Origin of the sequence: Pseudomonas sp. SAS7, assembly GCF_052112345.1 — a bacterium.
Classification (GTDB): domain Bacteria; phylum Pseudomonadota; class Gammaproteobacteria; order Pseudomonadales; family Pseudomonadaceae; genus Aquipseudomonas; species Aquipseudomonas putida_Q.
Genome location: NZ_JBEGGO010000009.1, coordinates 20,331 through 34,491, shown reverse-complemented (window position 1 = coordinate 34,491; position 14,161 = coordinate 20,331). Strand labels below are relative to the sequence as shown.

Annotated in this window: 9 protein-coding genes and 5 pseudogenes; 8 read left to right on the top strand and 6 right to left on the bottom strand. The window is 58.8% G+C overall.

What is annotated here, in order from left to right:
* Positions 1 to 454 precede the first annotated feature (454 nt).
* The 5 genes and pseudogenes from ABI582_RS15645 to ABI582_RS15625 form a co-directional block, all read right to left on the bottom strand.
* Positions 455 to 634 (bottom strand): annotated as a pseudogene (locus ABI582_RS15645) (GFA family protein); the annotation flags it as partial.
* A 197-nt stretch (positions 635 to 831) separates the two neighbouring features.
* On the bottom strand, positions 832 to 966 hold the full coding sequence (locus ABI582_RS15640) for a hypothetical protein (protein WP_338744469.1): 135 nt from the start codon (positions 964 to 966) through the stop codon (positions 832 to 834).
* Between the two features lie 96 nt (positions 967 to 1,062).
* Positions 1,063 to 1,413: pseudogene (locus tag ABI582_RS15635) on the bottom strand (polysaccharide lyase family 7 protein); the annotation flags it as partial.
* Positions 1,414 to 1,579: 166 nt separating this feature from the next.
* A pseudogene (locus tag ABI582_RS15630) lies at positions 1,580 to 2,611 on the bottom strand (AAA family ATPase).
* Positions 2,612 to 2,675: 64 nt separating this feature from the next.
* A pseudogene (locus ABI582_RS15625) lies at positions 2,676 to 2,840 on the bottom strand (DUF3077 domain-containing protein); the annotation flags it as partial.
* 442 nt (positions 2,841 to 3,282) lie between these two features.
* Between ABI582_RS15625 and ABI582_RS15620 the strand changes: the two are divergent.
* Complete coding sequence (locus ABI582_RS15620) at positions 3,283 to 3,792, top strand: GNAT family N-acetyltransferase (protein ID WP_442119650.1); 510 nt, start codon at positions 3,283 to 3,285, stop codon at positions 3,790 to 3,792.
* Positions 3,793 to 3,908: 116 nt separating this feature from the next.
* Here ABI582_RS15620 and ABI582_RS15615 read toward each other — a convergent pair whose 3' ends face one another.
* Positions 3,909 to 5,432, bottom strand: coding sequence for a Fic family protein (locus ABI582_RS15615; RefSeq protein WP_442119649.1), 1,524 nt, complete (start codon positions 5,430 to 5,432; stop codon positions 3,909 to 3,911).
* 457 nt (positions 5,433 to 5,889) lie between these two features.
* On the opposite strand from ABI582_RS15615, the gene ABI582_RS15610 reads away from it, so the two are divergent.
* The 7 genes and pseudogenes from ABI582_RS15610 (at position 5,890) to ABI582_RS15580 (ending at position 14,142) form a co-directional block, all read left to right on the top strand.
* Positions 5,890 to 7,389, top strand: a complete 1,500-nt coding sequence (locus ABI582_RS15610; RefSeq protein WP_442119648.1) for a DUF3375 domain-containing protein — start codon at positions 5,890 to 5,892, stop codon at positions 7,387 to 7,389.
* A 2-nt stretch (positions 7,390 to 7,391) separates the two neighbouring features.
* A complete protein-coding gene (locus tag ABI582_RS15605) occupies positions 7,392 to 8,129 on the top strand; it encodes a DUF4194 domain-containing protein (protein ID WP_442119647.1) in 738 nt (245 codons plus the stop codon).
* Between the two features lie 2 nt (positions 8,130 to 8,131).
* Positions 8,132 to 11,422 carry an ATP-binding protein gene (locus tag ABI582_RS15600; protein ID WP_442119646.1) on the top strand — a complete coding sequence of 1,097 codons (3,291 nt, stop codon included), beginning with the start codon at positions 8,132 to 8,134 and terminating at the stop codon, positions 11,420 to 11,422.
* Positions 11,419 to 12,609 carry a DUF3322 domain-containing protein gene (locus ABI582_RS15595; protein WP_442119645.1) on the top strand — a complete coding sequence of 397 codons (1,191 nt, stop codon included), beginning with the start codon at positions 11,419 to 11,421 and terminating at the stop codon, positions 12,607 to 12,609. The genes ABI582_RS15600 and ABI582_RS15595 overlap by 4 nt, the downstream gene beginning before the upstream one ends.
* Positions 12,610 to 12,631: 22 nt before the next feature.
* Positions 12,632 to 12,877 (top strand): annotated as a pseudogene (locus ABI582_RS15590) (hypothetical protein); the annotation flags it as partial.
* 20 nt (positions 12,878 to 12,897) lie between these two features.
* Complete coding sequence (locus ABI582_RS15585; RefSeq protein WP_442119644.1) at positions 12,898 to 13,563, top strand: HD domain-containing protein; 666 nt, start codon at positions 12,898 to 12,900, stop codon at positions 13,561 to 13,563.
* A gap of 207 nt (positions 13,564 to 13,770) precedes the next feature.
* Positions 13,771 to 14,142 (top strand): hypothetical protein, encoded by a 372-nt coding sequence (locus ABI582_RS15580; protein ID WP_442119643.1) that lies wholly within the window; start codon positions 13,771 to 13,773, stop codon positions 14,140 to 14,142.
* Positions 14,143 to 14,161 lie beyond the last annotated feature (19 nt).

The window sequence follows — 14,161 nt, the reverse complement described above, 5'->3', positions numbered from 1 at the left end:
TACACCAAGCTACTCATGCAGGCGGCTTGGCAGTTTGTCGAGCAATGAAAATATTTCGGCATAATTTAAAGAGGGTCAACTAGTAGAAATATCAGTTGACAGAGTAGGCCGTAGGCGCACTCCCTTGCCTCTGCCGAAAATAGGGCATCGGATTGGATGGGCCTTTGGTGATGATGACGGCAAACGCTTTGAGATGTCAGGCTTGGATATCTTTGCATGCAGAGGCGAACGGTGTGGCGCTCTGGCTACCCGCTTCGTACCGCGTTTTGGATGTTGACATGTAAATCTCCGGCAGTGGCCGGTTGGTGAAACCCTCCAGCACGACAAGCTGACCGCCAGATGCGAAGGAGGCCGCCTTGACGGGCCTCGGTGCAACGATCTTGAAAACCGCTAGCGGACACCGGCTTGCGGCAAGTGGTCGCCATCAATCCTTAGACCTCATTTGCCCTGAATCCGAATGCCCGCCGCGAATCACGCGCAGCAAGCTCCGCGGGATGCTTGCGTAAGATGCGAATGCAGCTCCATGACCTTTACGGCACTGGCTGCAATGGTAGTGACTCACCGCCTTTGGCTCGGCGATTAGCTCGAAACTCACTGCTGAGCACAAGCAGCTCCCTTGGTATGTATTTGTCATTGGCGCGTGCGTGCAAATTACTGGAGCGTAACCGCCCCGACTGTATTGGTCGACAGGTTGTGAGGCAGCCTCCAAAGACGGCCGCTTCCTCACGCCAGGCCAGCCGGTCGATGCGATGGGAAGAGGTATATGGAGAGCGTTGGAAGTGGCAGCGGCCGGCGGTTGAGCCTATGCCCAACCGCCGGCAATAAGGACGATTACTCCACGCTACAAATCCAGCGATGGTTATGCCGGTATGCCGCTTTGGTAAATGCAACGTCTGTTACAAGGGTCATGCCGCGCTCTTGAAGGGCTTCGGTCAGTTGAGCGAGTGTCTCTGCTTCGATAGTCATTGCTGTTACCTCGTCAGATTTACTGCGTTCATAAATCCTGACCGGTTGGGCAACCGCGGGATTCATTTTTTTGATTGCGGCTTCGAGGCTGTGCGGCTACACGTGGGTCAGTGAGAGGGCGCTCACGATGCAGATTGAGCCGTCGTCTGCTGCAGTGGCGTCGGTGTAATCAACCTGGTTGTAGACGCCGCCATGGAAGTTCAGCAGCGATGAGCGCCACGAACTGTCCATATGGAGGCTGCCAGACGATCCGGCCTTGCCATTGCAAATGGCAGTCACGGTCAAAGCGCCCGAGGCGAGCACGCGGAGGGTGACGGTGAACTTTGCACCCAGGGGCACGCCTTTGAGCAGCGTGGTGTTGACCGGGGTGGCCTGGTTGAACGTTTCGCGGAACCCCAGGGTGATGTTGCCTTTGCTCCAGAACACCTTCACTGGCGGGCTGTCATCGTCCTGTTAGATTGCTGATGTTCACGGTCATGAGTATGTCTCCTGACGATAAAGATCCTGGTCAGTGCTTGCGCCTGCTCATGGAGGCAATCCTTACGTGCCGGGGGAAAACCGTCGAATTTCAGGGCAAGCACTCGCGAATACTTTAGACAGTGCAACGTCAGCGTCAATCAACCCAGCGCCACAGCGGCTCGTCTAATAGCCCAACCCCACTAAGCTGGGTCTGGCCTTGAATCTTCTCCAGTTCCAGCACATTGCACCCGTCACACGCTGGCAGCGCCTCAATCAACGGGGCGCTGTGCGATACCACCCAAACCTGGCTACGTTGCGAGGCGCGAATGATCACCCGCGCCAACGCAGGCAGCAGGTCAGCATGCAAACTGGTTTCCGGCTCGTTAAGCACCATCAGCGACGGCGGCCGTGGCGTTAGCAGTGCGGCCATCAACAACAGGTAACGCAAGGTGCCATCCGACAGCTCCGCACCACCCAACGGCCGCAACAGCCCATGCTGGTGCAGGCGTACGCTGAACAACCCACCCGGCGGCGCATCGATTTCCAGGCGGCTACCCGGAAACGCGTCGTCCAGTGCAGCTACCAGGTCTTCAACCTCCCAATCTCGATGATGGTCTGCAACGCAGAGGCAAGGCTGCGGCCACCGTGATGCAGCACTGGCGAGCGCGTGCCCAGCTGCGGTTGGCGGCAGGGCGCGTCGCGGTCGATGCGAAAGTGATCGTAGAACCGCCAGCTATTGATGAACGCGCGCAGCTCGCCGATCTCCGGTGCCTGGCGTGGCCGGCCGACGATGTTGAAAAAGCTCTCGCAACTGTCGGCATGCTGATCCAGCACCGTCCAGCTGTTGGCCTCTCGGGCACGAACCATCGCGTTTTTACGTTCAACCAATAGGGACGCTGGCCGGTACGCACCGGCGCCCCAGATGGCTTCGGTTTTGATCTCCGGGTCGAGCATGAATGCGGTGGGATAGGGCAGGGGGATCGGCCCACCAGGTCGAATCCAGGCCGCCTTCGCGGGCGAGCGCTTCGATCACGCCGCCTTGGGCGGTTTCGGCGAGCAGGCGCAGGGCCTTGTAGAGGTTGGATTTGCCGCTGCCGTTGGCACCCGTCACCAGGTTGAGTTGGCCTAACGGCAGCACGAGGTGGTTGATCGAGCGGTAGTTGCCGATGGCGAGGGTGGTGAGCAGGTGGTGCGTCCCAGCTTGAACTGAGTGGCCGATTGTGGCGGAACTGGGGCTCGCTTACTACCGATCAAGATGACTTCGGCAGTGGGGGACGGTCGCCTTCGAGCTGGTCCAACAGGGCACGAACCATCGTGTTCAGGTGATGGGACGCGGCGACCATGCGCTGGTCGCCTAGCATGACGCCCGTGTGGTTGAGATGGCGGGCACAGTCCATCAGTTTTGTGGCTTGGGCTTTGGCTACCGTGCTAGGTGTCGGCGGCCATTACCAGCGTGTCTTCAAGGGAGTGGAGATAGTGGGGTGGATCAGGGACTACTTTCAGCATAAACCCTCTCAGTGCCGTCAAGGGCTGCCGCATTCCCGCTGTCAAACGGAAGGGTGGCAGCTGTTCGTGGGTTGACAGACCGAGGGCACTGAGAATCCCGGCGCACACAAAGGTGCCCCACGTACAGCTGCCATAACTGGCATTGCACATGCACTCAGTGACTCACGGTCTGTCAAAACCGTATCGCTGATTAGTAGCGACTGGCCGAGACTATGATTCACCCTTTGCGGGTGCAACGAAAAACAGACGTCGGCAGTATGTTTGGGAAATGCCCTACAAGAAAGGGGTCTAATCTGATTTTTTTAGCCGGTGGCTGTAACAGGATATTAGGAAAATCAACTGGATGATCAAATGGTAAACGTACACCCACTAACGGCGACGGAATGGCGGATTTATCGAGGGTTGCGCCTACAGGCCTTGCGCGAATCACCCGATGCGTTCTCAAGTACATACGAACAGGAGGCCGGAAGAGACGATGCAACCTGGGCAGCCCGAGTCCATGCGGCCGCCACATCCCCTAATGTCCAAGTCTTGATTGCATGCCAGCACACTGAACCTTGTGGTCTGGTGTGGTACAAATTCTCAGACAGCGAACCGCCCGTCGTTGCGTTTTTCCAGATGTGGGTAGCCCCTTCGTCGCGCGGAACAGGCGCCGGACGCGCTTTGCTCGATGAAGCCATCGCGTGGGCTACAGGTCTCGGAGCGCAGTGCGTCTGCTTGGGCGTAACGCTCGCCGTCAGCCCGGCGATGCATTTGTACCAGTCGCGTGGCTTCTGTAGTGTCGGCGTGCCAGAGCCGCTGCGAGAAGGCTCGACATTGACGTCGCAATCGATGGAGCTGCAATTGAAGCGCTCCAGGTGACGCCGCGTCGGGCCCAAAAATCCAGACGTCATTCAAAGCCGTTTGCTTCTACCTGCACCGCTGTTCGGTGCTACGGCCTCCCGGCAATCGCCGTGAATATGGGCCGCACTCATTCATCAGTGATCCGCTTCTGGACCGATGTCCTGACGTTCTTCGCCCGCTGCTCGCCGGGCCGCCAGCACTTGCTGCGCCGTCAGTTCGATAAAGTCGAATACTTTCTCAGGCACTCTGTATAAATATTGCTTACGCCGGTTGTTCGATACGATGCCTCCATTGTTGAGGCACATCATGACCAAGTTTGCGAGATCGCTGCCGCGAACATCGAATCGCTCATCCACGGCCCTGAATACGGCATCATAGTTTTCCAGAAAGGCAGTTTCATCGCGGAGCTCGACCTCCAGCGCGCGCTTGGCCATTAGGCAGGTGAATACAACACACGACGTGGCATCCCAGAATCGGTAGATCGCGTCTGCCCCCTTAAACTCGAAGGTAAACTGTTCGTGATCGATCCAGTGCACTTGCCAGAATTCACGTACTGGTCCGGAATACCCCTGCAGCGTTTCCAGATACATGCGTTCCTCGCGTTTCATCGCAACCGAAACAGGAAGAAGCAGACCGTTTTCCAGCGCTCCAGAGAGGCATAGAGCTTGGTGGATCAAAAAACGTGATAACCGTCCGTTTCCATCCATGAACGGGTGGAGGAACACGAAGCCGAACGAAATGATACCTGCGGCCACGAGCGGATCTATTTGTGTAGGGCCTTCATTGGCGAAGCGCATCAGGCTTTCCATCAACTCGCGGCACAGGTCCGGTGGAGGCGGAACATAGGTCACCCCGGCGGCGCCATGCATGCCATTGCTAAGGTGGTTTTGCTCATGCCGGAATGCCGCTGCAAGATCTAAAGGGTTAGCCACCGTCGCGTTCTGTAGCGTAACGAGATAATCCTCGGTCAGCGGGTGCCGGTCATGGGCCTGGCGCAGGAGCTTGATGAAACGGCGGGATTTATCTTCGGTTGGGGCTTCTTTCTCGATTGCAAACGAGTCCTGGGTCTCGTGCAGATACGCCCAATTGATAGTCCGGTCTATCATCAGTGGTGGAAGTGTGACCATGAAACGCTTGGCTTTGCCCAGGATGTCATGTTCGAGAAGCTCGGTGACCTCCGGGGTGCGCTCCACGGTCGCGCAATAATGCAGATCTCCGAGCCCATTGAATTCCAGCCGCCACTTCGAGTTTCGATCACCCGGCCGAGTAATATAGTGCTCTGGATCAAACAGCTTTACGAAGGCACCTCGCACAGGTGAAGGCTGCTCGATGTTCTCCCCGGTGAATGCTTCTCTGAGGTAGCAAGCCTTACGAATGTAGACGCCATTGGGCGATGCTTTCAGCGCTTCGGAAAAAAGGCTGGCAGGGATCTGTGGCAGCGCCTGAGCCAGAATCGAGAGGTTCACACCTTCGTGCTTCAGTGCAAAAAGCACATTCCCAAGAAGGTCATCTTCTGAGGGGGCCATGCGTTGGGGCACGGCGAGCGTGTTGCCGATTCTCTCAATTCGGGTGACTGGTTGTACGATCGCAGGTCGGCCGAGTGCAACCGCAGAAATCGGTAGCCTATTGATTAGTAATGAATAGCCCGCAGCCCGCATTTATCTTTCCTTCACTTCTCGTGTGAGCGACGTTTTTTTTTTGAGTGAGCTCACAAAATCTTCAGATCTCGCGATTATGCCGATTTTTTCTTCACTTGCCACTGAGCCTAAGGGTTGGCGCACGTACTGCTGATTTTTTAATCACACGCATAATTATCGGCTCTCTCAATTTACGCATGTTTCGTTGTGCTGCCCCGGACTTATCGCTGTAGGCGTGTCCCCATAGCCGTAGATGTAGGAAAACGCCCCCACCTACTGTGAGACTTCGATGCGGAAAACCCAGGCCTGGCCTTTTTTCTGAAGGCTGGGTCTGAAACACGCAACACAGAACACTCCACGATTGCAGCCAGCAAACAGGCCATCTAGTCTGGCCTTTCGTCGCAGTCCAAATGACTTGGACCCGCACTTCTGTACTGTCTATCAGGCAACGTTTCCTGATGTGAACCGGGCGGTGACCATGGAAGACAAAGCACAAAAACACTCCGAACGTTATGTCTTGGCGCGCAATCAACACCCCGCATGGAGGCTGCTAGCATCACCTCGAGCGCCGCTGGTATTGGGATGCCTGCGCACGCTGTTCGAGCGGTCGCCGGACGGTATTGTGATGGAAGATGCGTTGCAGGCACTCTCCGACATGCTGGCTGCCTACGCCAGCGAGGAGTTATACAACATCGACCCCGAGGCAACGCACGTTCAAGCTGGCCGGGAACTGCGCGAGTGGATCAAGCGCCGATTGGTGGTGGAGCGGGAGGGGCGCGTGCACGCTACCGATGCACTGGAGTCGGCGATCAAGTTCGCGGATTCGCTGGATAACCGCATTATGACGTCCACCGCCTCCCGGCTTTCGGTGGTCCAGCGCGAGATCGAGAACCTCGAAACCAACTTGAATCCCAGCCCCACCAGCCGCATCGCCAGCCTGCGGCGTCGGATCACTGACCTGGAGCACGAGTTGCAGAAGGCACAGGCCGGGCATGTGAACGTACTGGGCGAGGCGCAGGCGGTCGAAGGCATCCGCGAGATCTTTAACCTTGCCACCAGCCTGAGGGCGGATTTTCGCCGGGTCGAGGACTCCTGGCGGGAAGCGGACCGCGCCCTGCGACAATCCATCATCAGCGAGCAGGCCCACCGTGGTGAAATCGTCGACCGCTTGCTGGACGGCCAAGACGCATTGCTCAACACGCCGGAAGGGCGTGTGTTCGACAGCTTCCAGCAACAGCTGCGCCAATCGAACGAACTGGTCGTGATGCGGGAACGCTTGCGCACCATCCTGTCTCACCCGGCGGCACCCAAGGCGCTGACGCGACCGCAACAGCGTGAACTGCGCTGGCTGGCCTTGCGCCTGGTGAAGGAGTCTCAGGCCGTTCTGCAGGCACGGGCCCGCAGTGAGCGGGACGTTCGGGGGTTCATGAAAACCGGACTGGCTGCCGAGCACCATCGGGTCGGCCATCTGCTCAATGACTTTTTTACCTTGGCGCTGAACGTCGATTGGCAGCGCCAGTCCGAACGCCGCAGGCCCGTGTCCTTGCCGCCGATCGGCGTGGCCATCACTGGCGTACCCGCCATCGAGCGGCTGCGGTTCAAAGACATGGACAGCGATATCAACGCAGAACCTGACCTACGGCATACGCCCATCGGCCTGGAACAGATCGAGGACGACTTCTGGGACGCGTTCGATGGGCTGGATCGTGAAGCGCTCATTCAAAGCACGTTGGCGCTGCTTGCCGAGAAAGGTCGTCCTGTCAGCATTGCAGAATTGGCGTCATTGCTCCCGCCCGCCCACGACCTGGAAACTTTCGCATTGTGGTTGGCGATGGCGCGCGAGGCCGGCATCGAGGTGCTGGCGCAGGAGCGGCAGACGGTGGAGTTGGTCGACGAAGATGAGCGTCGTTGGCGCTTCACATTGCCATACGTCGAGCTCGAGGCAAAAGCGCTTAAAGATATTGACTGGGAGTCGTAGAGATGACAGGGATTTTTGACCGGATAACGGGTGGCGAGCGTTCAGATGACGTCGTGCCTGACGCGGAGGTCGCGCAAGACGACGAGCGCCTCAACGCTCAACCGCCGCAAGCCCAGGAAGAGGAGAGGCGCACGCCTCACAAGGTGCGCGAGGCTGTTCAAGAGATGCTCAAGTACGGTTTGCTGGAGGAGAGCCAGAAGCCCAACCTCTACCGTGCGGCCCTGGCCGACAGCGAAGCGGTGTCGCGCATTCTCGAGCCGCTCGACCTGGCCATGGGCATCGATGATGTGCGCGGGTTGCTGTTCGTGACGGTGCGTCAGGCGGCGGTGGAAGACGACAACGATTGGTCGCATCCGTTGGTCCGCCGGCAACGGCTGAACCTGGAGCAGTCGCTGTTGATCGCCATCCTCAGGCAGCACTTCATCGTCTACGAGCAGGAAAGCGGGACGGGTGCCAACATGGCGCAAGTAGCGGTGGACGAGCTGATTCCGCAACTTCAGGTGTACCTGGGTGAACTCGGCAGTGAAGCGGGGGAGCGTAATCGCGTCATTACCTTACTGGACCAGCTCAAAGGACATGGCCTGGTATCAGCGGTGGATACGCACGACAGGATCGTGATCCGTCCCATCATCACTCACCTGGCCAACCCGGAAAATCTGCAAGCCCTGGTGGCATGGCTACGCGCCCATCTGGAGGGTGCTGGCGAGGCGGATGCTGAGGGTGCGGGGGATCAGGCATGAACATGAAGCAGACACTGCTTTGGCAGGATAGTGAGACGTTCATTCTGAGCAGCCTGGAGTTTTACAACTGGGGTGGCTTTCAGGGGTATCACAAAGCCGAGATTGACCCCAGCGGCACCGCAGTCATTGGGCCGACTGGGAGCGGCAAGACCACGCTGGTCGACGCCCTGATGACGCTGCTGTGCGCCAACCCTCGCTATAACCTGGCTTCTACGGGTGGCCATGAAAGTGATCGTGATCTGGTGTCCTATGTGCGTGGGGTATCTGGCCCCGGTGACGGCGGGGCAGCGCAGTCGCACATCGCCCGCCAGGGCAAAACAGTAACGGCCATTGCCGCTACGCTCCAGCGTCAAGGTGCCCAGGTCCGCATCGGGGCTGTGCTTTGGTTCGAGGGCAGCAGTTCGTCGGCAACGGACTTGAAAAAGCTGTGGCTGCTGGCGGAGTCTCCTGAGCAGACCATTGAACACTGGCTCCATCAGCACCATGCCGGTGGTATGCGCGCATTGCGTCATATGGAAAAGGAAGGTACGGGTATCTGGCCTTACCCCAGCAAAAAAAACTTCCTGGCCCGGTTGAGGGAGTACTTTGAAGTCGGTGAAAACGCCTTCACCTTGCTTAACCGCGCCGCCGGCCTGAAGCAGCTCAACAGCATCGACGAAATCTTCCGTGAATTGGTATTAGATGATCGCGCGGCGTTCGAGCGGGCAGATGAGGTGGTTAAAAGTTTTGATGACCTCACCGATATCCATCGGGAGTTGGAAATCGCCCGCCAGCAGCAACGCTCGCTGCAGCCGGTTGCTGAGGGTTGGCAACGCTACCAGACCTTGCAAGCGCGATTCAATGACAAGCAGGTGCTCGACAACATCGTGCCTGTCTGGTTTGCCGAACAAGGTCATCGGCTGTGGCTCGCGCAGACGCACAGGTTGGAGCAGGCACTCGAACGGGCTGAAGGGGCGCGTGAGTGTTGCCAGCATCAGCTCATTGGGCAAAAGGGCGCGGTGGATCAGCTTCGCCAGCGCTACTTGCAGGTCGGTGGTGCTGGTATCGATCAGCTCCGCCAACGTATCGAGGAGCGGGATGAGGAATGCCAACGTCGTGGCCGACAGGCGGAGCAGTATCGCCGTCTGGCCGACAGGCTGGGGATGCCAGAAGCGTTGACGGCCAGCACCTTCCAGGCCAACCAGAGGCAGATCCGCCAGCGTTTGGAGATGCTCGCGGAGGAGATCGAAGGCGCTCGCAATCGGGCGTTTGAAGCAGGTGTTGCGCAGAAAGACCTGAACGACAAGCTCGAAGCGCTGCAGCTGGAGCACGCTGACGTCGAACGGCGGCCAGGTTCTAACCTGGGTGGCCAGTTCCAGGCGTTTCGCAGTCACCTTGCTCAAGCGCTGGGTCTCGATGAATCAGCGTTGCCCTTTGTTGCCGAGCTGGTGCAGGTAAAACCTGAGGAACAGGCCTGGCGCGGGGCCATCGAGCGCGCTATCGGCAGCCATAGGTTGCGTATCCTGGTGCCAGCGGCTTCGTCGCAGGCGGCGTTGCACTGGGTGAACCAGCGCCACAACCGTTTGCATGTGCGTTTGCTGGAAGTGAAGTTGCCTGACTCACCGTCGGTGTTCTTCGAGGACGGCTTCACCCGCAAGCTGCATTTCAAGGACCATGCCTACCGAGAAGCAGTCAAGGCGTTGCTGGCCGACAATGACCGGCATTGCGTGGCAAGCTCGGAGCAACTGCGTCATCTGCCCCATGCGATGACCGTTCAGGGGTTGATGTCCGGCAAGGCACGGTTTTTCGACAAACAGGATCAGAAGCGCCTCGAGGATGATTGGCTGACCGGTTTCGACAACCGTGACCGCCTGGCTTTTCTCGCCGAGCAGGTGCGAGAGGTGAGTGAACGGCTCCAACCGGTAAAGCTCGCTATGGCGGCGGCCCGGGACAAGGTGCGTGAGCTGGAAGATTCGACGATATTGCTCAAACGCGTCGAAGAGCTGCAATTCGAAGACATTGACGTACCAGGGGTGCAGGTGCAGTTGCAGCTGCTGCGGGCGCAACTCGAAACCCTCACTCGGCCTGACTCCGACCTGGCCTTGGTCAAGGCTGAACTTGATGATGCACAGAAGGCGCTCGAAGGCCTGGAAGAACAGCTTGGTCAGCACTTGGGCGAATGTGCAGCATTCAAAAACAGTTTCGAGGCGGCCGCCGCTAATACCCGCAAGGCTTTCAATAACGCGAAAACAGGCTTGACCGACAGCCAGCGCGAATTGGCTCAGGCGCATTTCCCGGCACTGACGGAAGACAATCTGGGTGAAATCTACGATCTCGAACGCCAACACTTGCAGGTGTTGCGTGATGAACTCAAGGTGCTGGGCGAGAAGCTGAACCTGCAGCAGGTGGAGCTTGCCAACTGCATGTCCGATGCTTTGAAGGTGGACACCGGGACGCTCACCGAGGCGGGGAGGGATCTTGCCGACATCCCTAAGTACCTGGAGCGCCTTCGGGTACTGACTGAAGAGGCACTGCCCGAGAAGCTGAAGCGCTTTATGGAGTACCTCAATCGTTCGTCGGACGATGGCGTTACCCAGTTACTCAGCTATATCGACCATGAAGTATCGGTGATCGAGGAGCGCCTGGAGGATCTGAACAACACGATGCGGCGCGTCGATTTTCAGCCAGGCCGTTACCTGCGCCTTATCGCCAACAAAGTCATCCATGAAAGCCTGCGCACGCTCCAGCGCGCGCAACGGCTGTTGGCCACGGCGCGCTACAACGAAGACGATGGCGAAAGCCATTACCGCGCCCTTCAGGAACTGGTCATGCTGCTCAGGGATGCCTGCGATCACCGTCGCAACTTGGGACCTAAAGCGCTGTTAGATCCACGTTTTCGCTTGGAATTCGCGGTGTCCGTCATTGACCGGGAGACCCGAGAGGTCATCGAGACGCGCACTGGCTCACAAGGGGGGAGCGGTGGCGAAAAGGAAATCATCGCATCCTATGTGCTGACCGCTTCACTGAGCTATGCCCTGTGCCCGGATGGCAGTAGTCGGCCGCTGTTCGGCACCATTGTGCTCGATGAGGCGTTTTCGCGCAGTTCTCATGCGGTGGCCGGGCGGATCATCGCGGCGCTGAGGGAGTTCGGCTTGCACGCCGTGTTCATCACGCCCAACAAGGAAATGCGCCTGCTTCGCCACCACACCCGTTCAGCCGTAGTCGTTCATCGTCGGGGGGCAGAGTCCAGTGTGGTATCGCTGAGCTGGGAAGCACTGGACGAGCATCACCAACAGCGCAAAGGCCAGTCATGAAGTCACCGACTGAACTGCGGCACAAATTGGCCAGGCAATGGCAACAGTCCAGCGCCCGGGTCGAGCGCTTGCTCGGCCCAGGCGGCTGGCCGCGTAGTATCCCCATCGGAAAGCCTCCGGCACGCCTGTTCGCAGAAAATGCACAGGCGGTTCAGAGGCATGTGGAAAGCTGGCGCAGGGTAGAGATCGGCAAGGTTGAGTGGGCGCCGGTGAGCTATCGGGCCGGCTTGGGGGCCGTGTCCATGCCGCTGCACTGGCAGTTGCGCAGCCCTTCCGAATGGGTTGCCGCGATCGGTGACCCGCAGGTCAGCCTGGAGTACGCCAGGCTGGAGCATGTGGTGGAACAAATCGACAGCGCCTTTCACGCGCTGTTGGTGGCTCAGCGGAAGCTGTGGATGACCAAGGCGTGCGACGAGGTGATTGCCACTGCGCAATTAGCCATGCGGCTCAGCCCGGGCTGTGCCGGCGGTCGTCCGCTGAGGTTGTTGGCCGACTACGGAGTCGATACCAAATTCTTCGAGCGCAATTCGGTCCTGCTTACCCGGCTACTCGACGAGCGCTTCGAAGGTGCCGTTTCCGAGCAGGGATTGGCAACCTTCCTGGACGCATTAGAGGAAAATAACCACTGGGTGCTGATCGCGCCTTTGGAACATGACCTTCTGCCTTTTAAGCGGCTAAGGCTGACCACGGCCGAACTCGCCGAAACATCATTACCTGGCGCTCGTCTGCTCGTCGTAGAAAACGAACAGTGCCTACATCTGCTACCAGAAGTGAAAGACACGGTTGCTGTATTGGGCGCGGGTTTGGACCTTCAGTGGCTGGGGGCAGCACACTTTGCCATGAAGCACATAGCTTACTGGGGCGACATGGACAGCTGGGGGATGTTGATGCTGGCGCGAGCACGGCTTCAACACCCCCGCATCGAGGCGTTGTTGATGCAGCAGGCATTATTCGAGAAGTATGCTCCGGGCAGCGCGGTGATTGAGCCGATCCGAGCGCAGGACGCCATTCCCCCAGGTTTGCTGGATGAGGAAGGTGATTTCTATCACTATTTGCTTCAGCAACCTCGGGGACGCCTTGAGCAGGAATATCTGCCTAAGGCGCAGGTGGAGCGGGTGATCAGGATTTGGGCCGGGAATGCTTTCAATTCAAGCAGCGATGAGCGCGGAATCACTAACGCACGGTAGCGGCGTGGTGTAAGCACCCGCCGCACGCCCATCGCCTTAGGACATCAACAGCGACGAAGTGCAGCGCAACATCCCCAAGATGACCAACAAGCGCTACGGCTCTGCCTATGTGATTTTCCAGACCGACAAGTTCGATGCCGATTCCAAATGGACCATCCACCTGGGCGCGCTCGAGGTGCAAGGCCAGAAGCTACCAATCCCACCGCTGGAGCTCTGCTACCACCCTGTGAAGAAGTGGATGGGTATCGAGCCTTTGATGCGGCCATGAGCTGATGGAATGTCCCAAAAATGACGATTGAACCCTTCGCCCCATACCAGCATCTTGCCGCCGAGCTGCTGAAGCATCTGCCAAGCGGGCAGCAGGACGGCTCCCACGACCTGTCCCACATCCATCGCGTATGGGTCAACGCTCAGCGAATCCGGCAGGTAGAGGGCGGCGACCTTGAAGTGCTGTTCGCGGCCACGGTGCTGCACGATTGCGTGGCGGTGGAGAAGAATTCGCCACTTCGCGGGCAGGCATCGACGCTGTCGGCAGAAAAGGCCGCTTCAGTCCTGGCTGCCATGGGCTGGCCCGTGCAGCGTATCGAGCAGGTGGCGCATGCGGTCAAAACCCACAGCTATTCGGCTGGCTTCGAGCCTTTGACGCTGGAGGCCAAAATTCTGCAAGACAGCGACCGCCTCGATGCAATCGGGGCGGTGGGTATCGCCCGGTGCTTCTATATGGCGGGGCGCATGGGTTCGTCGCTGTACGATTTCACCAACCCCAGCGCGCAGGGTAGGGCGTATCAGGACACAACCTTCGCCATCGAGCACTTCCATACCAAGCTGCTGCAGCTTGCGTCAGGGTTCCAGACCGGCGAAGGCGCGCGGCTTGCGGCCTTACGCCATGCGAGGCTCCAAGCGTATCTCGGCGATTTCATGGATGAGGTCGGCACGCTCGGCAAACTCGCTTGAACTGCCCAACAACAGGTGTGCCTAACGAACATCACCCAGAGGGCAGCACCATGACCGAGCAGAAAGACGACCCCAAACAAAGCCAGGTACCGGCGCATTCCACGGAAGAGGAAAAGGCCAAGCTCAAGGACAGGAACAAGGACGGCATCCCGCCCGGCGCCGAGTGAAGCTCGCACCCTGAACCCTAAGCGCAACTGGAGAACCATCATGGCAATCGATCACAATGGCCCCGATGCCCCTTACCCCGGCCCCGCCGAGGGCGCACCCGATACTGGCGCAGGCCACGGCTCGGGGCTGGAGCAAGCCGAGTCCGAACCCAAGCAAGGCGTTGGTGAGAAATGGTCGGAGAACTGGCCCGAAGACTGGAACCCGCCACCTGGCAATCCCGGGTCGGATCAGGATGCCCAGGTCGAACGGGAGAACGGCACCGCGCGCACAGACGAGGACAAACTGCAGCAGCGCGGGAGCAGGGAAGGCGAAGTGCCGCTGCCTGCCGACGACCAGTCGCCGGTAGATGAAGAGATGAGGGATGTGGACGCCAACAATTCGGTCTCCAGCGAGCACCTGAAACCCCGCTGAGCAACGCGACGAGGGATGC